General features: G+C 67.2%; 25 protein-coding genes. 16 read left to right on the top strand and 9 right to left on the bottom strand.

Annotation, left to right across the window (positions count from 1 at the left end; translation table 11 throughout):
- Positions 1–89: 89 nt before the first annotated feature.
- The 3 genes from dadR to IG194_RS14355 all read left to right on the top strand — a co-directional run bounded on the left by dadR (position 90) and on the right by IG194_RS14355 (position 3,601).
- A complete protein-coding gene (gene dadR, locus IG194_RS14365; protein WP_009614106.1) occupies positions 90–578 on the top strand; it encodes a transcriptional regulator DadR in 489 nt (162 codons plus the stop codon).
- 105 nt (positions 579–683) lie between these two features.
- Positions 684–2,003 (top strand): NAD(P)/FAD-dependent oxidoreductase, encoded by a 1,320-nt coding sequence (locus IG194_RS14360; protein ID WP_058488040.1) that lies wholly within the window; start codon positions 684–686, stop codon positions 2,001–2,003.
- 44 nt (positions 2,004–2,047) lie between these two features.
- Positions 2,048–3,601, top strand: coding sequence for a phospholipase D family protein (locus IG194_RS14355; RefSeq protein ID WP_058488039.1), 1,554 nt, complete (start codon positions 2,048–2,050; stop codon positions 3,599–3,601).
- 161 nt (positions 3,602–3,762) lie between these two features.
- Here IG194_RS14355 and IG194_RS14350 read toward each other — a convergent pair whose 3' ends face one another.
- Both IG194_RS14350 and IG194_RS14345 read right to left on the bottom strand, forming a co-directional pair.
- Positions 3,763–4,932 carry an MFS transporter gene (locus IG194_RS14350; protein WP_058488038.1) on the bottom strand — a complete coding sequence of 390 codons (1,170 nt, stop codon included), beginning with the start codon at positions 4,930–4,932 and terminating at the stop codon, positions 3,763–3,765.
- Between the two features lie 298 nt (positions 4,933–5,230).
- A complete protein-coding gene (locus IG194_RS14345) occupies positions 5,231–6,724 on the bottom strand; it encodes an aldehyde dehydrogenase (RefSeq protein WP_058488037.1) in 1,494 nt (497 codons plus the stop codon).
- A 270-nt stretch (positions 6,725–6,994) separates the two neighbouring features.
- Here IG194_RS14345 and IG194_RS14340 point away from each other — a divergent pair, with 270 nt between their 5' ends.
- Entirely contained in the window at positions 6,995–7,357 is a 363-nt protein-coding gene (locus IG194_RS14340) for a cupin domain-containing protein (protein WP_009614116.1), read from the top strand.
- Positions 7,358–7,730: 373 nt separating this feature from the next.
- On the opposite strand, the gene rpmG is transcribed toward IG194_RS14340, so the two are convergent.
- Complete coding sequence (gene rpmG, locus IG194_RS14335; RefSeq protein WP_009614117.1) at positions 7,731–7,886, bottom strand: 50S ribosomal protein L33; 156 nt, start codon at positions 7,884–7,886, stop codon at positions 7,731–7,733.
- 12 nt (positions 7,887–7,898) lie between these two features.
- Entirely contained in the window at positions 7,899–8,135 is a 237-nt protein-coding gene (rpmB, locus tag IG194_RS14330; RefSeq protein ID WP_009614118.1) for a 50S ribosomal protein L28, read from the bottom strand.
- Positions 8,136–8,501: 366 nt separating this feature from the next.
- Between rpmB and IG194_RS14325 the strand changes: the two genes are divergently transcribed.
- Positions 8,502–10,073, top strand: coding sequence for an ABC transporter substrate-binding protein (locus tag IG194_RS14325; protein WP_058488036.1), 1,572 nt, complete (start codon positions 8,502–8,504; stop codon positions 10,071–10,073).
- A 48-nt stretch (positions 10,074–10,121) separates the two neighbouring features.
- Here IG194_RS14325 and radC read toward each other — a convergent pair whose 3' ends face one another.
- Positions 10,122–10,796 (bottom strand): RadC family protein, encoded by a 675-nt coding sequence (gene radC / locus IG194_RS14320; RefSeq protein WP_009614120.1) that lies wholly within the window; start codon positions 10,794–10,796, stop codon positions 10,122–10,124.
- Between the two features lie 140 nt (positions 10,797–10,936).
- Here radC and coaBC point away from each other — a divergent pair, with 140 nt between their 5' ends.
- Genes coaBC through IG194_RS14295 form a run of 5 tightly spaced genes read left to right on the top strand, consistent with a single transcriptional unit; the run spans position 10,937 to position 16,687 of the window.
- A complete protein-coding gene (gene coaBC, locus IG194_RS14315; RefSeq protein WP_009614121.1) occupies positions 10,937–12,145 on the top strand; it encodes a bifunctional phosphopantothenoylcysteine decarboxylase/phosphopantothenate--cysteine ligase CoaBC in 1,209 nt (402 codons plus the stop codon).
- Positions 12,146–12,152: 7 nt separating this feature from the next.
- Positions 12,153–12,608 carry a dUTP diphosphatase gene (dut, locus tag IG194_RS14310; RefSeq protein ID WP_009614122.1) on the top strand — a complete coding sequence of 152 codons (456 nt, stop codon included), beginning with the start codon at positions 12,153–12,155 and terminating at the stop codon, positions 12,606–12,608.
- A 37-nt stretch (positions 12,609–12,645) separates the two neighbouring features.
- Complete coding sequence (locus IG194_RS14305) at positions 12,646–15,252, top strand: phosphomannomutase/phosphoglucomutase (RefSeq protein ID WP_058488035.1); 2,607 nt, start codon at positions 12,646–12,648, stop codon at positions 15,250–15,252.
- 25 nt (positions 15,253–15,277) lie between these two features.
- Positions 15,278–16,186 carry an acetylglutamate kinase gene (gene argB / locus IG194_RS14300; protein WP_009614127.1) on the top strand — a complete coding sequence of 303 codons (909 nt, stop codon included), beginning with the start codon at positions 15,278–15,280 and terminating at the stop codon, positions 16,184–16,186.
- 57 nt (positions 16,187–16,243) lie between these two features.
- Positions 16,244–16,687, top strand: a complete 444-nt coding sequence (locus tag IG194_RS14295; protein ID WP_009614129.1) for an acyl-CoA thioesterase — start codon at positions 16,244–16,246, stop codon at positions 16,685–16,687.
- A 4-nt stretch (positions 16,688–16,691) separates the two neighbouring features.
- Here the strand turns inward: IG194_RS14295 and IG194_RS14290 are convergent, their stop codons facing one another.
- Together IG194_RS14290 and pyrE are read right to left on the bottom strand one after the other, a co-directional pair.
- A complete protein-coding gene (locus IG194_RS14290; protein ID WP_082996414.1) occupies positions 16,692–17,330 on the bottom strand; it encodes a DUF4124 domain-containing protein in 639 nt (212 codons plus the stop codon).
- 19 nt (positions 17,331–17,349) lie between these two features.
- Positions 17,350–17,991: an orotate phosphoribosyltransferase gene (gene pyrE / locus IG194_RS14285; protein WP_009614134.1), complete on the bottom strand. Its 642-nt coding sequence runs from the start codon at positions 17,989–17,991 to the stop codon at positions 17,350–17,352.
- 82 nt (positions 17,992–18,073) lie between these two features.
- On the opposite strand from pyrE, the gene IG194_RS14280 reads away from it, so the two are divergent.
- Complete coding sequence (locus tag IG194_RS14280; RefSeq protein WP_009614136.1) at positions 18,074–18,853, top strand: exodeoxyribonuclease III; 780 nt, start codon at positions 18,074–18,076, stop codon at positions 18,851–18,853.
- A gap of 62 nt (positions 18,854–18,915) precedes the next feature.
- Here IG194_RS14280 and IG194_RS14275 read toward each other — a convergent pair whose 3' ends face one another.
- Together IG194_RS14275 and rph are read right to left on the bottom strand one after the other, a co-directional pair.
- On the bottom strand, positions 18,916–19,278 hold the full coding sequence (locus tag IG194_RS14275) for a DUF4870 domain-containing protein (RefSeq protein ID WP_043268113.1): 363 nt from the start codon (positions 19,276–19,278) through the stop codon (positions 18,916–18,918).
- 16 nt (positions 19,279–19,294) lie between these two features.
- Positions 19,295–20,014: a ribonuclease PH gene (rph, locus tag IG194_RS14270; protein ID WP_009614139.1), complete on the bottom strand. Its 720-nt coding sequence runs from the start codon at positions 20,012–20,014 to the stop codon at positions 19,295–19,297.
- A gap of 164 nt (positions 20,015–20,178) precedes the next feature.
- Between rph and IG194_RS14265 the strand changes: the two genes are divergently transcribed.
- The 5 genes from IG194_RS14265 (at position 20,179) to IG194_RS14245 (ending at position 24,631) form a co-directional block, all read left to right on the top strand.
- Positions 20,179–21,042, top strand: a complete 864-nt coding sequence (locus IG194_RS14265; protein ID WP_009614141.1) for a YicC/YloC family endoribonuclease — start codon at positions 20,179–20,181, stop codon at positions 21,040–21,042.
- A gap of 41 nt (positions 21,043–21,083) precedes the next feature.
- On the top strand, positions 21,084–21,704 hold the full coding sequence (gmk, locus tag IG194_RS14260; protein WP_009614143.1) for a guanylate kinase: 621 nt from the start codon (positions 21,084–21,086) through the stop codon (positions 21,702–21,704).
- A gap of 89 nt (positions 21,705–21,793) precedes the next feature.
- The gene (gene rpoZ / locus IG194_RS14255) at positions 21,794–22,060 is read left to right on the top strand and encodes a DNA-directed RNA polymerase subunit omega (protein ID WP_009614145.1); all 267 of its coding nucleotides are present in this window, start codon (positions 21,794–21,796) and stop codon (positions 22,058–22,060) included.
- A 54-nt stretch (positions 22,061–22,114) separates the two neighbouring features.
- Positions 22,115–24,226 (top strand): bifunctional GTP diphosphokinase/guanosine-3',5'-bis pyrophosphate 3'-pyrophosphohydrolase, encoded by a 2,112-nt coding sequence (gene spoT / locus IG194_RS14250; protein WP_043268111.1) that lies wholly within the window; start codon positions 22,115–22,117, stop codon positions 24,224–24,226.
- A gap of 24 nt (positions 24,227–24,250) precedes the next feature.
- Positions 24,251–24,631 carry a RidA family protein gene (locus IG194_RS14245; protein ID WP_009614149.1) on the top strand — a complete coding sequence of 127 codons (381 nt, stop codon included), beginning with the start codon at positions 24,251–24,253 and terminating at the stop codon, positions 24,629–24,631.
- The last annotated feature ends 63 nt before the right edge of the window (positions 24,632–24,694 follow it).

The raw sequence follows: 24,694 nt of genomic DNA, 5'->3' as shown, positions 1-24,694 counted from the left end.
AGAAGATCAAGGGGCAGTGATATCCACTGGCTTAACGTCTATATTTGGCGACAATCACCAACCATAAGCACCGCCCCCGAGCAGCCTCCATGAGAACCCAGCACCAAAGCCGCCGCGAACTGGACAAGATCGACCGCAACATCCTGCGCATCCTCCAGGAAGAAGGGCGCATTTCCTTCACCGAGCTGGGCGAGCGCGTCGGCCTCTCCACCACCCCCTGCACCGAGCGGGTGCGGCGCCTGGAGCGCGAAGGCATCATCATGGGCTACAACGCCCGGCTGAACCCGCAGTACCTCAAGGCCAGCCTGCTGGTGTTCGTCGAGATCAGCCTGGACTACAAGTCCGGCGACACCTTCGAGGACTTCCGCCGCGCCGTGCTCAAGCTGCCCCACGTGCTGGAGTGCCACCTGGTGTCCGGCCACTTCGACTACCTGGTGAAGGCGCGCATCTCGGAAATGGCCTCCTACCGCAAGCTGCTCGGCGACATCCTGCTGAAGCTGCCCCACGTGCGCGAGTCGAAGAGCTACATCGTGATGGAAGAGGTCAAGGAGAGCCTGACCCTGCCGATTCCCGACTGATCGCAACAGCTTGTCGAGTTTTTACGGCTTCCCCCCTTGGCGTGGCGGGAAGCCGGCGTTTATCCTGCGTAAAATTTTAACAACACAATAATCAGGATATCGCACATGAACGCCCGCGTTCGCCTCCCGGTGCACACCGACCAGCACGCCCCTTCCTACTACGCCGCGACCCTCAACCGTCGCATCCAGTGCCCTCCCCTGGCCGGCGAGGAAGTGGCCGACGTGTGCATCATCGGCGGCGGCTTCTCCGGGCTGAACACCGCCATCGAGCTGGCCGAGCGCGGCTTCTCGGTGGTCCTGCTGGAGGCCCGCAAGATCGGCTGGGGCGCCAGCGGGCGCAACGGCGGCCAGCTGATCCGCGGCGTCGGCCATGGCGTCGAGCAGTTCGAGCCGGTGATCGGCAAGGACGGCGTGCGCCAGCTCAAGCTGATGGGCCTTGAGGCGGTGCAGATCGTGCGCCAGCGCGTGGAGAAGTACGGCATCGACTGCGACCTGACCTGGGGCTACTGCGACCTGGCCAACAAGGCCTCGGACGTCGAGGGCTTCCGCGAGGACTACGAAGAACTCAAGAGCCTGGGCTACACCCACGAGCTGCGCCTGGTCCCGCAGGAGGAAATGCGCAGCATCGTCGGCGCCGACTGCTACGTCGGCGGCATGGTGGACATGGGCTCGGGCCACCTGCACCCGCTCAACCTGGCCCTGGGCGAGGCGGCCGCGGCGCAGTCCCTGGGCGTGCGCCTGTTCGAGGATTCGCAGGTCACCCACATCGACTACGGCGCCGAAGTGCGGGTACGCACCGCCAAGGGCAGCGTGCGCGCCAAGACCCTGGTGGTCGGCTGCAACGCCTACCAGAACGGCCTGAACCACTACCTGGACGGCAAGGTGCTGCCGGCCGGCAGCTACGTCATCGCCACCGAGCCGCTGCCGGCGGACCTCGCCCACGAGCTGCTGCCGCAGAACATGGCGGTGTGCGACCAGCGCGTGGCCCTGGACTACTACCGCCTCTCCGCCGACAACCGCCTGCTGTTCGGCGGCGCCTGCCACTACTCCGGGCGCGACCCGGCGGACATCGCCGCCTACATGCGGCCGAAGATGCTCAAGGTGTTCCCGCACCTGGCCGACGTGCGCATCGACTACCAGTGGGGCGGCATGATCGGCATCGGCGCCAACCGCCTGCCGCAGATCGGCCGCCTGCCCGGCCAGCCCAACGTGTACTTCGCCCAGGCCTATTCCGGTCACGGGGTGAACGCCACCCACCTGGCCGGCAAGCTGCTCGCCGAGGCCATCGCCGGGCAGCAGGGCGGCGGTTTCGAGCTGTTCGCCAAGGTCCCGCACGTCACCTTCCCCGGCGGCAAGCTGCTGCGTTCGCCGCTGCTGGCGCTGGGCATGGCCTGGTATCGCTTCAAGGAGGCGCTGAGCGGCTAGAATCTCCGCAGTCCCGCTACGGCGGGCGGCCTGGAGATTCCCGCTTGCTACCACGCTTCCTGTGGCTGGCGCTGCTGCTGCTCGGCGGCTGCGCCAGCGTTCCCCTGCCCACGCCCTCGCACGCCCTGTCGCCGGGCGGCACGGCCCTCGGCGACGCCGTGCAGCAACGCGCGGCGGCGCACCCCGGCGCCTCCGGCTTCCGCCTGCTGGCCTCCAGCAGCGACGCCTTCCTCGCCCGCGCCGAGCTGATCCGCGCCGCCCAGCGCAGCCTGGACATCCAGTACTACATAGTCCACGACGGCCTCACCACCCGCGCGCTCATCCACGAGCTGCTCAAGGCCGCCGACCGCGGCGTGCGCGTGCGCGTGCTGATCGACGACACCAGCAGCGACGGATGGGACTACGAGATCGGCGTGCTGGCCGCCCACCCGAACATCCAGGTGCGCCTGTTCAACCCGCTGCACCTGGGCCGCAGCACCGGCATCACGCGCAACCTCGGGCGCCTGTTCAACCTCGTCGAGCAGCACCGGCGCATGCACAACAAGCTGTGGCTGGCCGACAACAGCGTGGCCATCGTCGGCGGGCGCAACCTGGGCGACGAGTACTTCGGCGCCAAGGCGGAAATGAACTTCAGCGACCTCGACCTGCTCGGCGTCGGCCCGGTGGCCAAGGAGCTGGGACAGAGCTTCGACCAGTACTGGAACAGCGCCATCAGCCGCCCCATCGAGGACTACCTGTGGGGCAAGCCCGAGCGCGCCGACCTTGAACGCGCCCGGCGCGGCCTGGACAGCTACCTGGAAAAGAGCCGGGTGCGCCACTCCGCCTACCTGCAACGCCTGCACCTGCGCGGCGCCTCGTCGAACCTGGACAGCTGGCTCGACGACCTGGTCTGGGCCCCGGGCCGCGCCATCTGGGACGACCCGCTGAAGGTCCTGGACCGCGGCCAGAGCCGCCCGCAGCAACAGCTGAGCACCCAGCTCGAACCGCTGTTCCGCCAGGTGTCGAAGGAACTGATCCTGGTCTCGGCCTACTTCGTGCCAACCGACAGCGGCGTCACCTACCTCACCGGCCGCGCCGACGACGGCGTCAGCGTGCGCCTGCTGACCAATTCCCTGGAAGCCACCGACGTGCCCGCCGTGCACGCCGGCTACGCGCCCTACCGCATGGCCCTGCTGGAGCACGGCGTGCAGCTCCACGAACTGCGCGCCCAGCCGGACCAGCGCCTGGCCGGCGCGCCCTGGACGGTGCGCGGCTCCAGCAGCGCCAGCCTGCACAGCAAAGCCATCGTCTTCGACCGGCGCCAGGTGTTCATCGGCTCCTTCAACTTCGACCCGCGCTCGATCATCTGGAACACCGAGGTCGGCATCATCGTCGACAGCCCGGAACTGGCGGAGCAGACGCGCAAGCTGGCGCTGGCCGGGATGTCGCCCAGCGTCAGCTACCAGGTACGCATCGACCGCAGCGGCAGCCGCCCGAGGTTGACCTGGGTCGACGAGCGCGACGGCCATCCGCACGTGCTGCACCACGAGCCGGGCAGCCTGTGGCGCCGCTTCAACGCCTGGATCGCCGGTGCCATCGGGCTGGAGAGGATGTTATAGGCGTTATCCGCGATCACCGTGCGTGGGCTCGGCCCATCGCGGACGGAGTCCCGCTACGTGGCAGGAGTCGCCCCGTAGGATGGCGTTGAGCGCAGCGATACCCATCACCGCGGCCGCATGGATATCGCAAGCTCAACCCATCCTACGAAGAGCAGCGGGCCTCAGCGCCCGCTCGCTTCCGGCAGCTCATCGCCCTCCAGTTCCACCGGCGGCAAGCCCTTGCGCCATACCAGCACGACGAAACCGAAGGCGCCCAGGGCCATCATCAGCGGCAGCGCATGGCCGCTCACCCACTGGCTGACCGCGCCGGTGGTCAGCGGTCCGATCAGGCAGCCGATGCCCCACAGCTGGGCGATGTGCGCGTTGGCGCGGACCAGCGCATCGTCGCGGTAGCGCTCGCCGATGAGGATCAGCGACAGGGTAAAGAGCCCCCCGGCGCTCGCGCCGAACAGCACCAGCACCGGCCAGATCGCCGGCCCGTGCAGCAGCGGCGGAATGCCCAGGCTGCTCAGCAGCAGGACGATGCCGCAGCCCTTGAACAGCGTCTGCCGCGATACCCGGTCGGCCAGCCAGCCGATGGGCAGCTGCAGCAGCGCGTCGCCCACCACCACTACCGTGACCATGGTCAGCGCCACCGCCTGGGTGAAGCCCTGGCGCACGCCGTAGACCGGCAGCAGGGTGAGGATCATCGCCTCGAAACCGGCGAACAGCACCACCGCCCAGGCGATGGCCGGCAGCTTGGCGCAGAAGGCGAACAGGCCGCGCCCCGAGGCGCTGTGCGGGTCCACCCTGGGTGCGCCGCCGCGACCGACGAGCAACAGCGAACCGCACACCAGCAGGCCGACGCCCAGCCAGAAGCCGCGGTCGTCGGCGGTGCCGATAAAGGTCAGCAGCACCGGGCCGGACAGTTGGCTCAGCGCATAGCCGGTGCCGTACAGGGCCACCAGGCGGCCACGCCATTTCTCCACGGCCAGCTGGTTGATCCAGCTTTCGCCAAGGATGAACACCACGGTCAGTTGCACGCCGATCAGCAGGCGCAGCACCAGCCACACCGGGTAGTTCTGCAGCAGCGCCAGCAGGCCGACGGAAAAGGCCCCGCTGAGCAGGCACCAGCGCATCAGCCGCGGCGTGCCCAGGCGGGCGGCCAGGCGCCCGGAGATGAGCGCGCCGAGCAGTACGCCGACGGCTGGCGTGGCGGCCATCACGCCGATGGCGAAGCTGCCGTAGCCCCAGCTTTCCAGGCGCAAGGACACCAGGGGCATGGTCAGGCCGAGGGCCAGGCCGATGCTGATGACCGACAGGCAGACAGCGAAATAGGCACCCCAACGCATTGTCGTTCTCCCGTTCCATCCGGAGCGCACTCCGGGCCAGATGCCGGGCCCGGCGCGCAATGCAAAGCGGCCGGGCTCCCCAAGGGAAACCCGGCCGCGGGTATGGCTCTTTGTCAGAGCCGGCCCCGGCGAGGGGGCCGACCTTGTAAGCCTTTGACTCTGGACTTCGCCACGGAGGGCGCGAGCTAGAGCCAGGCAAGGCGTGATCGGATTCGGACGCGCAGTTTACGCCAGTAAATGAGCAGGCCGAATCCGATCACAACGCAGCATGGCCGACGCGCAGCCCCTCCGAACGTTATTACAGCTTGATCCAGGTAGCCTTCAGCTCGGTGTACTTGTCGAAGGCGTGCAGCGACTTGTCACGGCCGTTGCCCGACTGCTTGAAACCACCGAAGGGCGCGGTCATGTCGCCGCCGTCGTACTGGTTGATCCACACGCTGCCGGCGCGCAGGGCCCTGCCGATCAGGTGGGCCTTGGACAGGTTGCTGGTCCAGACCGCGGCGGCCAGGCCGTACGGGGTGTCGTTGGCGATGCGCACGGCTTCCTCGGCGTCCTCGAACTCGATCACCGACAGCACCGGGCCGAAGATTTCCTCGCGGGCGATGCGCATGGCGTTGGTCACGCCGTCGAAGATGGTCGGCTCGACGTAGGTGCCGCCGGTCTCTTCCAGGGTGCGCTTGCCGCCGGCCACCAGCTTGGCGCCGTCGTCGTGGCCGGCCTGGATGTAGCTCAGCACGTTGTTCATCTGGGTGGTGTCGACCAGCGCGCCGACGTTGGTTTCCGGGTCCAGCGGGTTGCCCGGCTTCCAGGCCTTCAGCGCTTCGACCACCAGCGGCAGGAACTCGGCCTTGATGGATTTTTCCACCAGCAGGCGGGAACCGGCGGTGCACACTTCGCCCTGGTTGAAGGCGATGGCGCTGGCGGCGGATTCGGCGGCGGCCTTCAGGTCAGGCGCGTCGGCGAAGACGATGTTCGGGCTCTTGCCGCCGGCTTCCAGCCACACGCGCTTCATGTTCGACTCGCCGGCGTAGACCATCAGCTGCTTGGCGATCTTGGTCGAACCGGTGAACACCAGGGTGTCGACGTCCATGTGCAGGGCCAGGGCCTTGCCCACGGTGTGGCCGAAGCCCGGCAGGATGTTCAGCACGCCTTTCGGGATGCCGGCCTCGACGGCCAGCTGGGCGACGCGGATGGCGGTCAGCGGCGACTTCTCGGACGGCTTGAGGATCATCGAGTTGCCGGTGGCCAGGGCCGGGCCGAGCTTCCAGCAGGACATCAGCAGGGGGAAGTTCCACGGCACGATGGCGGCGACCACGCCCACGGCTTCGCGGGTGACCAGGCCCAGCTGATCATGCGGGGTGGCGGCGACTTCGTCGTAGACCTTGTCGATGGCTTCGGCATTCCAGCGGATGCTGTTGGCGGCGCTGGCGACGTCGATGTTCAGCGCGTCGCTGATCGGCTTGCCCATGTCCAGGGTTTCCAGCAGGGCCAGTTCTTCGGCGTGCTGCATCATCAGCTCGGCGAAGCGGATCATGACCTTCTTGCGCTTGGCCGGCGCCTGGCGCGACCACACGCCGGACTCGAAGGCGGCACGGGCAACCTGCACGGCGCGCTCGGCGTCGGCGGCGTCGCAGCTGGCGACCTTGGCCAGGAAGCGGCCATCCACCGGGCTGATGCAGTCGAAGGTGGCGCCGTCGGCGGCATCGACGTACTGGCCGTCGACGAAGGCACGGCCTTCGATCTTCAGGTTCTGGGCGCGAGCTTCCCAGTCGGCGCGAGTGAGGGTACTCATGACAACTTGTCCTCTTATTGAATTACTTATCGAAGTCCCGGCGCCCCGGGGATGGGCGCGCTGTCAGAAATTCTGCAAGGCGGCGCGAGGGCCACGCTGTCCGCCACCCTAAACCGGGATGGGCGAATTTTCAATATTTTTGACACTTTGGCACCAAAACGCCTTGTCACGTTCGTTTTATTAAACATAGACTCGATCGATTCCGCCTCCGTCCGGGCCCGCCCGCAGTGGCGGAGCACTCGTACAACCCACAATAAAACGAGAGTCAGCATGAACATCGAGCAGATCGTCGACTTCGCCCAGGCCGGCACCGCCGCCGAGCACTACCGCCCGGCGCCGGAGAAGGTCCTCAAGGGCGATCCCGAGCAAAGCGTGCGCAACCACTACGCCAGCCCCTGCGGCCAGTTCAACGTCGGCATCTGGGAAGGCGCGGTCGGCCACTGGACCATCAACTACACCGAGCACGAATACTGCGAGATCCTCCAGGGCGTGTCGGTGATCCGCGATGCCGACGGCGGCGCCAAGACCGTGCGCACCGGCGATCGCTTCGTCATCCCGGCCGGCTTCAAGGGCACCTGGGAGGTGCTGGAGCCTTGCCGCAAGGTCTATGTGATCTTCGAACAGAAGGCTTGATAGCTGTTTGACGAAAAAACGCCGCTTTCTCCAAAGCGGCGTTTTTGTTTTGTTGGGGGCTGCCCTGTCATTGCAGGGCGGATAACGCCAATGGCGTTGCACGGGCGTAGGAGCAACTGTCTGCGCCGAGGCGTTTTTCGTAGGATGGCGTTGAGCGCAGCGATACCCATCAGCGCAACCGCATGGGTTTCGCAAGCTCAACCCATCCGACGAAAAGCCACGCTCGCTCATGCGCTAGGAGCGGGCTTCGTCCGCGATGGGATTCGCCGGCCACGCCGGACGCCCCGGTGGCACGAACGGCCCCACCAGCCCCGCCGCGCAGACATGAAAAAACCCGCCAATTGGCGGGTTTCTTCGCAAGGGCCGGGATCAATTACTTGATCTTGGCTTCCTTGTAGATCACGTGCTTGCGAACGACCGGATCGAACTTCTTGATCTCGATCTTCTCAGGCTTGGTGCGCTTGTTCTTGTCGGTGGTGTAGAAGTGGCCGGTACCGGCGCTGGACACCAGACGGATCAGTTCACGCATGATTGCAGCTCCTTAGAATTTTTCGCCGCGGGCGCGCAGGTCGTTCAGGACGGCCTCGATGCCACGCTTGTCGATGATACGCATGCCCTTGGCGGAAACGCGCAGGCGTACGAAGCGCTTCTCGGACTCAACCCAGAAACGGTGGTGCTGCAGGTTCGGCAGGAAACGGCGGCGGGTTTTGTTGTGTGCGTGGGAAATGTTGTTCCCGGTAACCGGACCCTTACCGGTCACTTGGCAAACTCTCGACATGGCTCAGCCCTCTATAAACCACATGCCAAACCCGGCATGGGTTGGCTGCTTGAACTCGTTGATACTTGGTTTCCACCCGGGTCTTACCTGCCCGACCGCCACTCGATTCCGAGTCGACGGGGCAGGGCCCCAGAAAAGAGCGCAGCTTTATATCAGAAAGCCGCCTAGTGCCGCAAGGGAGCAAGCGGCTTATCCACATGCCGGCGCAGCGGGGCCGCGGCCCGGCGCCCTTGCCGTTCGTCGACTTTCACCGTTGTCGCCCGCCGCGGCTTGGTCTAGGGTAGCCGGTTCAAGGCCGACAACGGCCTTGCATGACTGCGCCCAGCCCACGGGACGGGCATTTTCCCACCATTTCCGGAGTCCGTCATGCGTCTGCTTCCACTCGCCCTGCTGCTGGCCCCCGCCCTGGCCGGCGCCAGCACCCTCAGTGTCTGCACCGAGGCCAGCCCCGACGGCTTCGACGTCGTGCAGTTCAATGCCCTGACCACCACCAACGCCTCGGCCGACGTGCTGATGAACCGCCTGGTGGAGTTCGACGCGGCGCAGGGCAAGGTGGTGCCGAGCCTGGCCGAGAGCTGGACGGTCTCCGCCGACGGCCTGACCTACGACTTCAGGCTGCGCAGCGGAGTGAAGTTCCACCACACCGACTACTTCAGCCCCAGCCGCGAGCTGGGCGCCGACGACGTGCTGTTCAGCTTCCAGCGCATGCTCGACCCGGCTCAGCCCTGGCACAAGGTGGCGCAGAGCGGCTTCCCCCACGCCCAGTCGCTGCAGCTGCCGGCCCTGATAAAAGCCGTGGAGAAGGTCGACGAGCACCAGGTGCGCTTCACCCTGAGCCACCCCGACGCCACCTTCCTGCCCATGCTCAGCATGGGCTTCGCCTCCATCTATTCCGCCGAGTACGCCGACCAGCTGATGAAGGCCGGCACCCCGGAGAAGCTCAACGCCCAGCCCATCGGCAGCGGCCCCTTCGTCTTCAAGCGCTTCCAGAAGGACGCGCAGATCCGCTACACCGCCAACCCGGACTACTTCGCCGGCAAGCCGGCGGTGGACAACCTGCTGTTCGCCATCACCCCAGACGCCAACGTGCGCCTGCAGCGCCTCAAGCGCGGCGAATGCCAGATCGCCCTGTCGCCCAAGCCGCTGGACGTCGAGGCCGCGGCCAGGGACCCGGCCCTGCGCATCGAGCAGACGCCGGCGTTCATGACCGCCTTCGTCGCCCTGAACAGCCAGCACCCGCCGCTGGACAAGCCCGAGGTGCGCCAGGCGATCAACCTCGCCTTCGACCGCCAGACCTACCTGAAGTCGGTGTTCGAAGGCAGCGCCACTGCCGCCGAGGGCGTCTACCCGCCGAACACCTGGAGCTATGCCAAGGACATCCCCGGCTACCCCCACGACCCCGCCCAGGCCAAGGCACTGCTGGAAAAGGCCGGCCTGAAGGACGGCTTCAAGACCACCATCTGGACGCGCCCCAGCGGCAGCCTGCTCAACCCCAACCCGAGCCTGGGCGCGCAGCTGCTGCAGGCCGACCTGGCCAAGGTCGGCATCCAGGCCGGGATCCGCGTGATCGAGTGGGGCGAACTGATCCGCCGCGCCAAGGCCGGCGAGCACGACCTGCTGTTCATGGGCTGGGCCGGCGACAACGGCGACCCGGACAACTTCCTTACCCCGCAATTCTCCTGCGCCAGCGTGAAGTCCGGGCTGAACTTCGCGCGCTTCTGCGACCCGAAGCTGGACGGCCTGATCAGCCAGGGCAAGGCGCTGAGCGAGCAGGACAAGCGCAGCGCGCTCTACCACGACGCCCAGCAGCTGATCCACGACCAGGCCCTGTGGCTGCCGCTGGCGCACCCCACGGCCTCGGTGCTGCTGCGCAAGGAGGTCAAGGGCTACGCCGTGAACCCGTTCGGCCGCCAGGATTTCTCCAAGGTCAGCCTCTGAGGCGCCGTTCAACGTGGGGCCGGCGCGATACCGGCCCCACGGCGAGCCTCACACCCAGCCCATCTCCGCCATCGACAGCGGCTCGCCGTCGCCGACGATGAAGTGGTCGAGCACGCGCACGTCCACCAACGCCAGGGCGTCCTTCAGGCGCTGCGTCAGCCTGCGGTCGGCCTGGCTCGGCTCGGTGATGCCCGAGGGATGGTTGTGACTGAGGATCAGCGCCGCGGCGTTGTGCGCCAGGGCGCGCTTGACCACCTGGCGCGGGTAGACGCTGGCGCTGTCGATGGAGCCGTGGAACAGCACCTCGAAGGCCAGGACGCGGTGGCGGCCGTCGAGGAACAGGCAGGCGAACACCTCGTGGGCCTCGTGGCGCAGCCGCGCCTTGAGGAAATCGCGCACCGCCTGCGGGCTCTCCAGGGCGGAATCGCGGCGCAGCTGCTCGGCCAGGTGGCGGCGGGCCATCTCCAGCACCGCCTGCAGCTGGGCGTACTTGGCGCGGCCCAGGCCCAGGTGGCTGCTGAAGCTGGCCTGGTCCGCCTCCAGCAGCGCGCGCAGGCTGCCGAACTCGTGGAGCAGGCGCCGCGCCAGCTCCACCGCGCTGCAGCCGACCACGCCGGTGCGCAGGAAGATGGCCAGCAGCTCGGCGTCGCTGAGGCTCGCCGCGCCGCGTTCGAGGAGTTTTTCCCGCGGGCGTTCCGCCGCGGGCCAGTGACGAATGCTCATGCAACCTCCCTGTCGAGCCGCCCGCTGTGCCGGGGCGGGCGCTGTGCTATCTTAGCCCGTCCCTTTCGCGCGACCGGAGGCCTGGGGAGGCGTCTCCGGCCCTGACGCGCGTCATCCAATTCCGAAGATAAGGCGGGCCTATGCAGCGGCTCTATCGAAAACGCATCGTCCTCGGCGTGGGCGGCGGTATTGCGGCCTACAAGAGCGCCGAACTGGTCCGCCGCCTGCGCGACCAGGGCGCGGAAGTCCGCGTGGTGATGACCCAGGGCGGCCGTGAGTTCATCACCCCGCTGACGCTCCAGGCGCTGTCCGGCCACCCGGTGCACCTGGACCTGCTCGACCCCGCCGCCGAAGCGGCCATGGGCCACATCGAGCTGGCCCGCTGGGCCGACCTGGTGCTGATCGCCCCGGCCACCGCCGACGTCATGGCGCGCCTGGCCCAGGGCGTGGCCAACGACCTGCTGACCACCCTGGTGCTGGCCACCGATGCCCAGGTCGCCCTGGCCCCGGCGATGAACCAGGCCATGTGGCGCGACCCGGCCACCCAGGCCAATGCCGAACTGCTGCGTGGCCGCGGTTTGCACTTCTTCGGCCCGGCCGCCGGCAGCCAGGCCTGCGGCGACGTCGGCCCCGGGCGCATGCTCGAGGCCGAGGAGCTGGCCCAGCGCGCCGCCGACTGCTTCCAGTTCCTCTCGCTAACCGGCCAGCACGTGCTGATCACCGCCGGCCCGACCCAGGAAAACATCGACCCGGTGCGCTACATCACCAACCACAGCTCCGGGAAGATGGGCTTCGCCCTGGCCGAGGCCGCCGCCGAAGCCGGCGCGCGGGTGACCCTGGTGACCGGCCCGGTGCACCTGCCGACGCCCGACCGGGTGAGCCGCGTCGACGTGGTCAGCGCCCGCGACATGCTCGCCGCCTGCGAAGCGGCGATGCCGGCCGACCTGCTGATCGCCGCCGCCGCGGTGGCCGACTACCGCCCCGAACTGGTCGCCACGCAGAAACTGAAGAAGGACCCGACCACGGGCGACGGCCTGCTGCTGCAGCTGGTGCGCAACCCGGATATCCTCGCCACCCTCGCCCAGCGCGCCGACCGGCCGTTCAGCGTGGGCTTCGCCGCGGAGACCGAGAACCTGCTGGAGTACGCCTCGCGCAAGCTCAAGGACAAGAACCTCGACCTGATCGTGGCCAACGACGTGGCCAACCCCTCGATCGGTTTCAACAGCGAAGAGAACGCGATCACCGTGATCGACCGCGAATTGCACGAAACTGCCTTCGCCCAGACCAGCAAGGGCAAGATCGCCCGCCAGCTGATCGCCTTCATCGCCGACCGCCTGAAACGACACTGAGAACCCGATGCATTCCCTGCAAGCCAAGATCCTCGACCCGCGCCTGGGCGCCGAATTCCCCCTGCCGCAGTACGCCACCCCCGGTTCCGCCGGCCTGGACCTGCGCGCCATGCTCAAGCAGGACACCGTCCTCGAACCCGGCCAGACGCTGCTGATCCCCACCGGCCTGTCCATCTACATCGCCGACCCGGGCCTGGCCGCGCTGGTGCTGCCGCGCTCGGGCCTGGGCCACAAGCACGGCGTGGTGCTGGGCAACCTGGTCGGGCTGATCGACTCGGACTACCAGGGCGAGCTGATGGTCTCCTGCTGGAACCGCGGCAACACCCCCTTCACCATCGCCATCGGCGAGCGCATCGCCCAGCTGGTGCTGGTGCCGGTGGTGCAGGCGCATTTCGAGCTGGTCGACAGCTTCGACGAAAGCCAGCGTGGCGCCGGCGGTTTCGGGCACTCGGGCAGCCACTGACACAATCCTCCAGGACGATTCGCCGAGGAGATGTTGCATGAAACTTTTCCAACGCAGTGCCAAGGGAACGGCCGACCTGCCGGAAGTCGCCCCGCCGCCGAAGGCTTCGGCAGGCCCGGCGGCCCGGCCGGAACTCAAGTCGCTGCTGCCGGCCCTGGGCGTGGCGACCCTCGGCGTGGCCGCCGCCGGCGCCCTGCTGTGGCTGACGCTGTTCGGCAGCGCCGAGCAGATGCACCGCCAGCAGTTGGCCGGCGCCTGGGGCGAAAGCCAGTCCGGCGCCCTGCGCCAGGCCCTGCTCCAGCTCGCCGCCGACACCCGTAGCGCCGCCGCCAACCCCGCGCTGCTGCCGGCGCTGGCCGACGCCAACAGCGCCCGCGCCCTGGAGGCCACCCTCGCCCACTGGCACCAGGACGGCCTGGTGGACGTCCACCTCAATGCCAGCGGCCAGGCCAGCCAGGACAACCAGCGTTCCGGCCCGCTGAACTACGCCGCCCTGGACATGCTGCGCCGCGCCGAGAGCGGGCAGAACGTCGCCCCCGAGGCCTACCGCGTCGGCCAGCGCTGGCTGCTCTACAGCGCCACCGCGCTGCGCGGCCCGGACAACGCCATCCAGGGCAGCCTGATGCTGGTCTTCGACCTGCAGCGCCTGCTCAAGGCCCTGCCGGACATGCCCGCCGACACCGGCCAGCTGCAGCTGGCCCAGCAGTTCGGCAGCTCGCCGGCGCAGGTCCTGCTGCAACGCGGCGAGGCCGGCAACGCCGCGCCGCTGAACCTGGCCAGCGGCAACCCGAACTGGAAACTCAGCTTCACCCCCGGCCCGGCCCTGACCGCCGCGCTGTATCCCCCGGCTCTGCTGGGCTGCGCCGCACTGCTGGCGCTGGCCGGCGCGCTGCTGGGCGTGTACCTCGCGCAAAGCGCCCTGCAACGGCGCCTGCGCCAGGACGCCCAGGCCATCGGTCAGTACTTGCAGGAACTCGGTGGCCAGCGCACTGCCAAAGCACCTGAAGTCGGCCTCGCCGCACTGCAACCGCTGGCCCAGGCGCTGGCGCGGCAGCCCAGGCGCAAGGCCGAGCCCCCGGCCCCCGCCAGCCCCGCACCGGCCCCCGAGCCCCGCCCGGTGGCGGCGAAGATCGACAAGCCGGCCAGCGCCGAGACGCAGCTGGTCGACCCACTGTTCCAGAACACCGACATTCTGGACATCGACATTCTTGATGAAGACCAGGACCTCCTGGGATTGGAGCAAACCCCCGCCATGAGCACGCCCAAAGCCCCGCAACTGCCCGCCAGCATCTTCCGCGCCTACGATATCCGCGGCGTGGTCGGCGACACCCTGACCGCCGAGACCGCCTACTGGGTGGGCCGCGCCATCGGTTCCGAGAGCCTGGCCCGCGGCGAGCCCTGCGTCAGCGTCGGCCGCGACGGCCGCCTGTCGGGCCCGGAGCTGGTCCAGCAACTGATCCAGGGCCTGCTCGACTGCGGCTGCCAGGTCACCGACATCGGCATGGTGCCGACCCCGGTGCTGTACTACGCGGCCAACGTCCTGGAGGGCAAGTCGGGCGTGATGCTCACCGGCAGCCACAACCCGCCGGACTACAACGGCTTCAAGATCGTCGTCGCTGGCGAGACCCTGGCCAACGAGCAGATCCAGGCCCTGCGCGAGCGCATCGAGAACAACGACCTCGCCAGCGGCGTGGGCAAGGTGCAGCAGGTGGACATCCTGCCGCGCTACTTCCAGCAGATCCGCGACGACATCGCCCTGGCCAAGCCGCTGAAAGTGGTGGTGGACTGCGGCAACGGCGTCGCCGGCGTGATCGCCCCGCAACTGATCGAGGCCCTGGGCTGCACCGTCATCCCGCTGTACTGCGACGTCGACGGCACCTTCCCCAACCACCACCCGGACCCGGGCAAGCCGGAGAACCTCGAAGACCTGATCGCCAAGGTCAAGGAAACCGGCGCCGACCTCGGCCTGGCCTTCGACGGCGACGGCGACCGCGTGGGCGTGGTGACCAACGAAGGCACCATCATCTACCCCGACCGCCTGCTGATGCTGTTCGCCAAGGACGTGGTCTCGCGCAACCCGGGCGCCGACATCATCTTCGACGTCAAGTGCACCCGCCGCCTGATCTCCCTCATCAGCGGCTACGGCGGCCGCCCGGTGATGTGGAAGACCGGCCACTCGCTGATCAAGAAGAAGATGAAGGAAACCGGCGCGCTGCTGGCCGGCGAGATGAGCGGCCACATCTTCTTCAAGGAGCGCTGGTACGGCTTCGACGACGGCATCTACAGCGCCGCCCGCCTGCTGGAGATCATCAGCCTCGACAAACGCGACAGCGAGCATGTGTTCTCGGCCTTCCCGCTGGACGTCTCAACACCGGAAATCAACATCACCGTCACCGACGAGAGCAAGTTCGCCCTGATCGAAGCGCTGCAGCGCGACGGCCAGTGGGGCGAGGCCAACCTCACCACCCTCGACGGCGTGCGTGTCGATTATCCCAAGGGCTGGGGCCTGGTACGCGCCTCCAACACCACGCCGGTGCTGGTGCTGCGCTTCGAGGCGGATTCCGAAGCCGAACTGGAACGCATCAAGGACGTGTTCCGCAACCAGCTCAAGGCGGTCGACCCCGCCCTGACCATCCCCTTCTGACCTGACCATGCCGGAGCCCAGCACCATGTCCCAGAGCCGCGATGACGCAGCCCAGGTAGCCCGCGTCCTTGCCGAAGCGCTTCCCTACATCCGCCGTTTCGTCGGCAAGACGCTGGTCATCAAGTACGGCGGCAACGCCATGGAGACCGACGAGCTGAAGAACAGCTTCGCCCGCGACGTGGTGCTGATGAAGGCGGTCGGCATCAACCCGGTGGTGGTGCACGGCGGCGGCCCGCAGATCGGCGACCTGCTCAACCGCCTGTCCATCGAGAGCCACTTCATCGACGGCATGCGCGTCACCGACGCGCAGACCATGGACGTGGTGGAGATGGTCCTCGGCGGCCAGGTGAACAAGGACATCGTCAACCTGATCAACCGCCACGGCGGCAGCGCCATCGGCCTGACCGGCAAGGACGCCGAGCTGATCCGCGCGAAGAAGCTCACCGTCACCCGCCAGACCCCAGAGATGACCAAGCCGGAAATCATCGACATCGGCCACGTCGGCGAGGTCACCGGGGTCAACACCGACCTGCTGAACATGCTGGTCAGGGGCGACTTCATCCCGGTGATCGCGCCCATCGGCGTGGGCGCCAACGGCGAGTCGTACAACATCAACGCAGACCTGGTGGCCGGCAAGGTGGCCGAGGCGCTGAAGGCCGAGAAGCTGATGCTGCTGACCAACATCGCCGGCCTGATGGACAAGCAGGGCCAGGTGCTCACCGGCCTGACCACCGAGCAGGTCGACAGCCTGATCGCCGACGGCACCATCTACGGCGGCATGCTGCCGAAGATCCGCTGCGCCCTGGAAGCGGTGCAGGGCGGCGTGACCAGCGCGCACATCATCGATGGCCGCGTGCCCAACGCCGTGCTGCTGGAAATCTTCACCGACAGCGGCGTCGGCACCCTGATCAGCAACCGCAAGCCGCGCCACTGAGCACTACCCGCCACGGCGCCCGCCGTGGCGGTTCCCCTCTTCCTTCCGGAGGCCGCAATGCCTTCAGTCTTCCCTGAACGCCACCAGTTCCACTTCTTCCACAGCCTGCGCGTGCGCTGGTCGGAGGTCGACCCCCAGGGCATCGTCTTCAACGGCAACTACCTGACCTACGCGGACGTCGCCACCACCGAGTACTACCGCAACCTGGAGATCCGCTACCCGGCCGACCTGCTGCGCGGCGGCGGCGACCTGTTCGCGGTGAAGAGCAGCCTGGAGTACTTCGCCCCGGCGCGCTACGACGACTGGCTGGACATGGGCGTGCGCGTCGCCCGCCTGGGGCGCAGCAGCCTGACCTTCCAGGTGGCGATCTGGTGCGAGGGCCAGCCGCTGACCCTCGGCGAGCTGATCTACGCCTACGCCAACGACCAGCGACAGAGCCAGCCCCTGCCGGGCTGGCTGCGCGAGCGCATCGCGAAATTCGAGCACTTGCCCGTCGACTGACGGACTAGCGGGAGGCGCCGAGCAATTGCGCGAGGCGCGCGCGGTCCGCCTCGAAGGTGGCCTTGGCCTGGGCGCGCAGTTGCTGGTAGTGGGCGATGTCGCGCAGCAGGCGCTGCTCCTCGTCCTTCAGGTTGGCCAACTGCTCGACCAACTGCTGCGGCACCTGGCGCCCGGCGCGCTCGGCGTCGGCGGCCTGGGCCTGCAGGTTGCCCTGCTGCGTCTTCAGCGACTGCAGGTTGCCCCGCGCCACGCTGCTCAGGCCATCCAGCTCGGACAGCTTGCGCTCGCGGGCGCGGTCGACGTCCTCGACGCTGGTATACAGGCGCAGCAGCTGGGCATCGGAACTGGCCTGGGCGGCAGCGGCCTTGCGCTGCTGGATTTCCTCCGCGGTCGGCGCCGGCGGCACCACGCGGATCACCCGCCCCTGCTCGTTGAGCACCTCGTAGCCCTTGCCGATGTACTGCGACGGCACGCCCAGGCGATCGATGACGGTCACACCCTTGTCGTTGACGTAGCGGTACATCTCGACGGCGCCGCCGGACGAGGGATTGCCGGCGGCATTCGCCGCCAGCGCCGGCCCGACCAGCCCGAAGGCCAGCAACCCCAACAATGCACCACGGCGAAAAGCACCCTGCTTGGCCATGCCGGACACCCTGTTCTGGTTAGATTCCGTACTGCGCGCGATAGGCCTCGACCGCCGGCAGGTGACGCTTGAGCTCGGCGTCGCCGGCCAGGTATTCGAGGACCTGCTCCAGGGACACGATGCTGACCACCGGCATGCCGAAGTCGCGCTCCACTTCCTGGATCGCCGACAGCTCGCCGCGGCCTCGCTCCTGGCGGTTCAGCGCGATCAGCGTGCCGGCGGCCCTGGCGCCCTGGGCCTCGATGATCTGCATGACCTCGCGGATCGCGGTGCCGGCGGTGATCACGTCGTCGACGATCAGCACCCGGCCGGCCAGCGGCGCGCCCACCAGGGTGCCGCCTTCGCCGTGGTCCTTGGCTTCCTTGCGGTTGAAGCACCAGGGCAGGTCGCGCCCGTGCTGCTCGGCCAGCGCCACCGCTGTAGCGGCCGCCAGCGGGATTCCTTTATAGGCCGGGCCGAACAGGACATCGAAATCGATGCCGCTGTCGACGACCGCGGCGGCGTAGAAGCGCCCCAGCTTGGCCAACGCCAGGCCACTGTTGAACAGGCCGGCATTGAAGAAATAGGGGCTGGTGCGCCCGGACTTGAGCGTGAATTCGCCGAAGCGCAGTACGCCGCGCTCGATGGCGAAACGGATGAAATCGCGTTGATATGCCTGCATGGGAATAGAACCGGCCGGTATGAATTTAGCTAAACCGTTTGAGCTCGGGTATCATACACACACGTGATTTTGGGGGCCATTTATGCGGATCATCAGTGTGAACGTGAATGGTATTCAGGCTGCAGCCGAGCGGGGATTGCTCAGCTGGTTGCAAGCCCAGAATGCCGACGTGATCTGCTTGCAGGATACCCGCGCCTCCGCTTTCGATCTGGACGACCCGTCCTACCAGCTGGACGGCTACTTCCTGTACGCCTGCGACGCCGAAGTGCCCAGCCAGGGTGGCGTCGCAATCTATAGTCGTCTGCAACCCAAGGCCGTCATAAGCGGGCTGGGTTTCGAGATGGCCGATCGTTACGGGCGCTACCTGCAAGCCGATTTCGATAAGGTGAGTATTGCCAGCATTCTTCTGCCGAGCGGGCAGGAGGGTGACGAGAACCTGAACCAGAAGTTCAAGTTCATGGAAGACTTCGCCGCCTACCTGAACAAGCAGCGCCGCAAGCGCCGCGAGTACATCTATTGTGGGTCGCTGTACCTGGCCCACAACAAGCTGGACGTGAAGAACTGGCGCGAATGCCAGCAGATGCCCGGCTTCCTCGCGCCCGAGCGCGGCTGGATGGACGAGGTGTTCGGCAACATGGGCTACGTCGATGCCCTGCGCGAGGTCAACCGCGAAGGCGACCAGTACAGCTGGTGGCCGGACAGCGAGCAGGCCGAAATGCTGAACCTGGGCTGGCGCTTCGACTACCAGATCCTCACCCCGGGTCTGCGCCGCTTCGTGCGCAGCGCCAAGCTGCCACGGCAGCCGCGCTTCTCGCGCCACGCGCCGCTGATCATCGACTACGACTGGACGCTCAGTATTTGAGAGCTGGAAGCTAGAAGCCTGAAGCTGGAAGCAAAAGCCGCCACGCTTCCAGCTTCTAGCAGCTACTTCAACGGCCGCCAGGTGAACGGATAGCGGTAGTCGCGGCCCTCGTTGGCCTTGACCCCGGCGATCACGGTCAGCACCAGGGCGCCGGCGCAGACCAGCGCCAGCAGCAGGAAGCCGATCACCAGCAGGCAGAGGAAGAAGCTGACCAGCATCGCCAGGCTGACGGTGATCTGGAAGTTCAGCGCTTCCTTGCCCTGGCTGTCGACGAAGGGATCGGACTCGCGCTTGATCTGCCAGACGATCAGCGGCCCCAGCAGGTTGCCGAAGGGAAAGACCAGCCCGAGGAAGGCGGAGAAGTGGCAGAACATCGCCCACTGCCGGGCTTCCTGGCTCGGTCGCGCTTGCAGTTCGTCGTTCATCCCCGCCCCTCCCGCGTCAGTCGGCCAGCGCGGCGCGCTGCAGTTCGAAGATTTCCTGCATGCCCTGCTGCGCCAGTTCCAGCATGGCGTTCAGCTCGGCCGGCTTGAACGGCTCGCCTTCGGCAGTGCCCTGCACCTCGATGAAGCCGCCGGCGTCGGTCATCACCACGTTCAGGTCGGTCTCGGCGGCGGAATCCTCCAGGTAGTCCAGGTCGAGCACCGGCACGCCCTGGTAGATGCCCACGGAGACCGCGGCGACCATCTGCTTGAGCGGGTTGCCCTTGAGCGCGCCGCGCTTCTTCAGCACCGCCAGGGCGTCGATCAGCGCCACGGTGGCGCCGGTGATGGACGCGGTGCGGGTGCCGCCGTCTGCCTGGATCACGTCGCAGTCGATGTACAGGGTGTTCTCGCCCAGTTTGGTCAGGTCCAGCGCGGCGCGCAGCGAACGGCCGATCAGGCGCTGGATCTCCAGGGTGCGGCCGCCCTGCTTGCCGCGGCTGGCCTCGCGGGCATTCCGCTCGCCGGTGGAGCGCGGCAGCATGCCGTACTCGGCGGTCAGCCAGCCCTGCCCCTGGCCCTTGAGGAAGCGCGGCACGCCGCTCTCGGCGCTCACGGTGCAGATCACCTTGGTGTCGCCGAACTCCACCAGAACCGAACCCTCGGCATGCTTGGTGTAGTGGCGGGTGATGCGGATCGGGCGCAACTGGTCGGCGGCGCGGCCACTGGGACGGTTCATCGAGACTTCCTATGCGAGATTGAATCGGATACTGGCCGCCATTATAGAGGCCCCGGCAGCCAGGCAACCACCGCCGGCGTGCGGCGGCCGGCCCCGCTGGGGTACAATTGCCGGTTCACGATGACATTTCATCGCTTTCAGTCGAATCACAGCGAGGTAGCCCCATGGTTCACAGCATGACCGCCTTCGCCCGCGTCGAACGGGCCGGGACCAATGGGACCCTGAGCTGGGAACTGCGCTCGGTGAACCACCGCTACCTGGAGCCGAACCTGCGCCTGCCGGAAACCTTCCGCGACCTCGAAGGGCCGGTGCGCGAGGCGCTGCGCCAGGGCCTGTCGCGCGGCAAGGTGGAATGCACCCTGCGCTTCAACGAGGACACCGCCGGCAAGCCGCTGCAGGTCGACCGCGAGCGCGCCGCGCAGCTGGTGGCCGCCGCCGAGGGCGTGGCCGCGCTGATCAGGCAGCCGGCGCCGATCGACCCGCTGGCCGTGCTGGCCTGGCCGGGCGTGCTGGTGGGCGATGCCGCCGACCCGCAGGCGCTCAACGCCGAGGCCATGACCGCCTTCAACCAGGCGCTGGACGAGCTCAAGGCCGGCCGCGCCCGCGAAGGCGCGGAACTGGCGCGAATCATCGACGAGCGCCTGGGCGCCATGCAGGAAGAAGTGGCCAACCTGCGCGAACTGGTGCCACAGATGCTCGGCAACCAGCGGCAGAAGATCCTCGACCGCTTCGCCGAACTGAAGCTGGAAGCCGACCCGCAGCGCCTGGAGCAGGAAATGGTCCTGCTGGCGCAGAAGAGCGACGTCGCCGAGGAACTCGACCGCCTGAGCACCCACGTCGCCGAGGTGCGCCGCGTGCTCAAGGCCGGTGGCGCCGCCGGCCGCCGCCTGGATTTCCTCATGCAGGAACTCAACCGCGAGGCCAACACACTCGGCTCCAAGGCCTTCGACCCGCGCTCGACCCAGGCCGCGGTGAACCTCAAGGTGCTCATCGAACAGATGCGCGAGCAGGTCCAGAATATCGAGTGAGCCGCGCGCTCGCTTTCCACCCATAGCCCCAGGATTCAGTCATGTCCGGCACCCTCTACATCGTTTCCGCGCCTTCCGGCGCCGGCAAGACCAGCCTGGTGAAGTCGCTGCTCGAGGCCATGCCCAGCGTGCGCGTCTCGGTCTCCCACACCACCCGCGGCATGCGCCCGGGCGAGGTGGACGGGGTGAACTACCACTTCGTCGGCCGCGACACCTTCACCGCCATGCTCGAACGCGACGAATTCCTCGAGCACGCCGAAGTCTTCGGCAACCTCTACGGCACCTCGCAGCGCTGGGTGGAAAAGACCCTCGCCGAAGGCCTCGACCTGATCCTCGAGATCGACTGGCAGGGCGCCCAGCAGGTGCGCCGGCTGATGCCCCACGCGCAGTCGATCTTCATCCTGCCGCCGAGCCAGCACGCCCTGCGCCAGCGCCTGACCAACCGCGGCCAGGACAGCGACGAGGTGATCGAGCGGCGCATGCGCGAGGCGGTCAACGAAATGAGTCACTACGTCGAATACGATCATCTGGTGATCAACGACGATTTCGCCCATGCTCTGGAAGACCTCAAGTCGATCTTCCGTGCCCGCCAGCTGCGCCAGGACGCCCAGCAGAAGCGCCACGAGCGGTTGCTCGAGGAGCTGTTGCAGCCGTCGGCATAACAAACGGCCCTTCCATAAAGATTGGCGATTTTTTAGACTATTCAGTCCGCCCGGAAACCCGGGCTCCATTTTCCGCAACGAGGAACACCATGGCCCGCGTCACCGTCGAAGACTGCCTGGACAACGTCGATAACCGTTTCGAGCTGGTCATGCTCGCCACCAAGCGCGCGCGCCAGCTGGCCACCGGCGGCAAGGAGCCGAAGGTAGCCTGGGAAAACGACAAGCCCACCGTGGTCGCCCTGCGCGAGATCGCTTCCGGCCTGGTCGATGCTGAAGTCGTTCAGCAGGAGGACGTGGTTGAAGAAGAACCGCTGTTCGCCGCCTTCGAAGACGAGGCCAACAACGAGGCCCTGTAATTCGATGACCGGCCGACGACCACAGGCGCCGTCCACTCGGCAGGGGGTGATGCCTTGCCGAGCATAGACGCCTTCGCCGACCGGCTCTCGAGCTATCTCGGTCCGGACCAGGTCAACCTGGTCCGCCGTGCCTACTACTACGCCGAGCAGGCCCACGACGGGCAGCGCCGCCGCAGCGGCGAGGCCTACGTCACCCATCCGCTCGCCGTCGCCAACATCCTCGCCGACATGCACATGGACCATCAGAGCCTGATGGCGGCCATGCTGCACGACGTGATCGAGGACACCGGCATCGCCAAGGAAGCGCTCACCGCGCAGTTCGGCGAAACCGTCTCGGAACTGGTGGACGGGGTCAGCAAGCTGACCCAGATGAACTTCGAGTCCAAGGCCGAGGCCCAGGCCGAGAACTTCCAGAAGATGGCCATGGCCATGGCCCGCGACATCCGCGTGATCCTGGTCAAGCTGGCCGACCGCCTGCACAACATGCGCACCCTGGAAGTGCTGTCCGGCGAGAAGCGCCGGCGCATCGCCAAGGAAACCCTGGAAATCTACGCGCCCATCGCCAACCGCCTGGGCATGCACAGCATGCGCGTGGAATTCGAGGACCTGGGCTTCAAGGCCATGCACCCGATGCGCTCCGAGCGCATCCGCCAGGCGGTCAAGAAGGCCCGCGGCAACCGTCGCGAGATCGTCGGCAAGATCCAGGAATCGCTGGTCAACTGCCTGGCCCGCGAGGGCATGGAAGGCCAGGTGCTGGGCCGCGAGAAGCACCTGTTCAGCATCTACAAGAAGATGCGCGGCAAGCGCAAGGCGTTCAACGAGATCATGGACGTCTACGCCTTCCGCATCATCGTCGACAAGGTCGACACCTGCTACCGCGTGCTCGGCGCCGTGCACAACCTGTACAAGCCGTTCCCCGGGCGCTTCAAGGACTACATCGCGATTCCCAAGGCCAACGGCTACCAGTCGCTGCACACCACCCTGTTCGGCATGCACGGCGTGCCCATCGAGATCCAGATCCGCACCCGCGAGATGGAAGAGATGGCCAACCACGGCATCGCCGCGCACTGGCTGTACAAGTCCAACGAGGACGAGGTGCAGAAAGGCACCCACGCCCGCGCCCGCCAGTGGGTCAAGGGCATCCTCGAACTGCAGCAGCGCGCCGGCAACTCGCTGGAATTCATCGAGAACGTGAAGATCGACCTGTTCCCGGACGAGGTCTACATCTTCACGCCCAAGGGCCGCATCATGGAGCTGCCCAAGGGCTCCACGGCGGTGGACTTCGCCTACGCGGTGCACACCGACGTGGGCAACAGCTGCATCGCCTGCCGCATCAACCGCCGCCTGGCGCCGCTGTCCGAACCGCTGCAGAGCGGCCAGACGGTGGAAATCGTCACCGCGCCGGGCACCCGGCCAAACCCGGCCTGGCTCAACTTCGTGGTCACCGGCAAGGCGCGCACGCACATCCGCCACGCGCTCAAGCAGCAGCGCCGCTCCGAGTCCATCAGCCTTGGCGAACGCCTGCTGAACAAGACCCTCGCCGGCTTCGACAGCCACCTGGAGAAGATCCCCGCCGAACGCATCCAGGGCGTGCTCAACGAGTACCGCATGGAAGTTTTCGAGGACCTGCTCGAAGAAATCGGCCTGGGCAACCGCATGGCCTACGTGGTCGCCCGCCGCCTGCTCTCCAGCGAAGGCGACGCCGCCGCCACCAACGCCGAAGGGCCGCTGGCGATCCGCGGCACCGAGGGCCTGGTGCTGAGCTACGCCAAGTGCTGCACGCCGATCCCCGGCGACCCCATCGTCGGCCACCTGTCGGCCGGCAAGGGCATGGTGGTGCACCTGGAAAGCTGCAGGAACATCAGCGAAATCCGCAACAACCCGGAAAAATGCATCCAGCTCAGCTGGGCCAAGGATGTCACCGGCGAGTTCAACGTCGAGCTGCGCGTCGAGCTGGAACACCAGCGCGGCCTGATCGCCCTGCTGGCGACCAGCGTCAACGCCGCCGACGGCAACATCGAGAAGATCAGCATGGACGAGCGCGACGGTCGCGTCAGCGTGGTCCAATTGGTGGTCAGCGTGCACGACCGCGTGCACCTGGCCCGCGTCATCAAGAAGCTGCGCGCGCTCAAGGGGGTGGTCCGGATCACCCGCGTGCGCAGCTGATCCCACCCCTCGCAAGGAGTCGACATGACCAAGACCGTTATCCACACCGACAAGGCCCCCGCGGCCATCGGCACCTACTCCCAGGCGATCAAGGCCGGCAACACCGTCTACGTCTCCGGGCAGATCCCGCTGAACCCGCAGACCATGGAACTGGTCGAGGGCTTCGAGGAGCAGGTCGTCCAGGTGTTCGAGAACCTCAAGGCGGTGATCGAGGCTTCCGGCGGCTACCTGCACGACGTGGCCAAGCTGAACATCTTCCTCACCGACCTGTCGCACTTCGCCAAGGTCAACGAGATCATGGGCCGCTACTTCACCCAGCCCTACCCGGCGCGCGCCGCCATCGGCGTGGCCGCCCTGCCCAAGGGCGCCCAGGTCGAGATGGACGCCATCGTCGTCCTGGAGTAAGCCTCCACTCCCGAACGGGGCCCTCGCGGCCCCGTTCGTTTTTCCCCGTTCGTCCGCAAGGAG

The sequence above is a fragment of the Pseudomonas sp. ADPe genome (assembly GCF_014843515.1).
Lineage (GTDB): Bacteria > Pseudomonadota > Gammaproteobacteria > Pseudomonadales > Pseudomonadaceae > Pseudomonas > Pseudomonas citronellolis.
The sequence above is the reverse complement of the archived record's forward strand: the minus strand, read 5'-3'. Positions and strand labels throughout refer to the sequence as shown.

Coding starts and splice junctions, on each gene's coding strand:
- IG194_RS14275 (WP_043268113.1), bottom strand. CDS start 19,278: ATGAACGACGAACTGCAAGCGCGACCGAGCCAGGAAGCCCGGCAGTGG.
- rpmB (WP_009614118.1), bottom strand. CDS start 8,135: ATGTCGAGAGTTTGCCAAGTGACCGGTAAGGGTCCGGTTACCGGGAAC.
- rpmG (WP_009614117.1), bottom strand. CDS start 7,886: ATGCGTGAACTGATCCGTCTGGTGTCCAGCGCCGGTACCGGCCACTTC.
- radC (WP_009614120.1), bottom strand. CDS start 10,796: ATGAGCATTCGTCACTGGCCCGCGGCGGAACGCCCGCGGGAAAAACTC.
- IG194_RS14340 (WP_009614116.1), top strand. CDS start 6,995: ATGAACATCGAGCAGATCGTCGACTTCGCCCAGGCCGGCACCGCCGCC.
- IG194_RS14265 (WP_009614141.1), top strand. CDS start 20,179: ATGGTTCACAGCATGACCGCCTTCGCCCGCGTCGAACGGGCCGGGACC.
- IG194_RS14290 (WP_082996414.1), bottom strand. CDS start 17,330: ATGGCCAAGCAGGGTGCTTTTCGCCGTGGTGCATTGTTGGGGTTGCTG.
- IG194_RS14350 (WP_058488038.1), bottom strand. CDS start 4,932: ATGCGTTGGGGTGCCTATTTCGCTGTCTGCCTGTCGGTCATCAGCATC.
- dut (WP_009614122.1), top strand. CDS start 12,153: ATGCATTCCCTGCAAGCCAAGATCCTCGACCCGCGCCTGGGCGCCGAA.
- IG194_RS14345 (WP_058488037.1), bottom strand. CDS start 6,724: ATGAGTACCCTCACTCGCGCCGACTGGGAAGCTCGCGCCCAGAACCTG.
- rpoZ (WP_009614145.1), top strand. CDS start 21,794: ATGGCCCGCGTCACCGTCGAAGACTGCCTGGACAACGTCGATAACCGT.
- gmk (WP_009614143.1), top strand. CDS start 21,084: ATGTCCGGCACCCTCTACATCGTTTCCGCGCCTTCCGGCGCCGGCAAG.
- pyrE (WP_009614134.1), bottom strand. CDS start 17,991: ATGCAGGCATATCAACGCGATTTCATCCGTTTCGCCATCGAGCGCGGC.
- argB (WP_009614127.1), top strand. CDS start 15,278: ATGTCCCAGAGCCGCGATGACGCAGCCCAGGTAGCCCGCGTCCTTGCC.
- IG194_RS14305 (WP_058488035.1), top strand. CDS start 12,646: ATGAAACTTTTCCAACGCAGTGCCAAGGGAACGGCCGACCTGCCGGAA.
- rph (WP_009614139.1), bottom strand. CDS start 20,014: ATGAACCGTCCCAGTGGCCGCGCCGCCGACCAGTTGCGCCCGATCCGC.
- IG194_RS14245 (WP_009614149.1), top strand. CDS start 24,251: ATGACCAAGACCGTTATCCACACCGACAAGGCCCCCGCGGCCATCGGC.
- coaBC (WP_009614121.1), top strand. CDS start 10,937: ATGCAGCGGCTCTATCGAAAACGCATCGTCCTCGGCGTGGGCGGCGGT.
- IG194_RS14280 (WP_009614136.1), top strand. CDS start 18,074: ATGCGGATCATCAGTGTGAACGTGAATGGTATTCAGGCTGCAGCCGAG.
- IG194_RS14295 (WP_009614129.1), top strand. CDS start 16,244: ATGCCTTCAGTCTTCCCTGAACGCCACCAGTTCCACTTCTTCCACAGC.
- IG194_RS14325 (WP_058488036.1), top strand. CDS start 8,502: ATGCGTCTGCTTCCACTCGCCCTGCTGCTGGCCCCCGCCCTGGCCGGC.
- IG194_RS14360 (WP_058488040.1), top strand. CDS start 684: ATGAACGCCCGCGTTCGCCTCCCGGTGCACACCGACCAGCACGCCCCT.
- dadR (WP_009614106.1), top strand. CDS start 90: ATGAGAACCCAGCACCAAAGCCGCCGCGAACTGGACAAGATCGACCGC.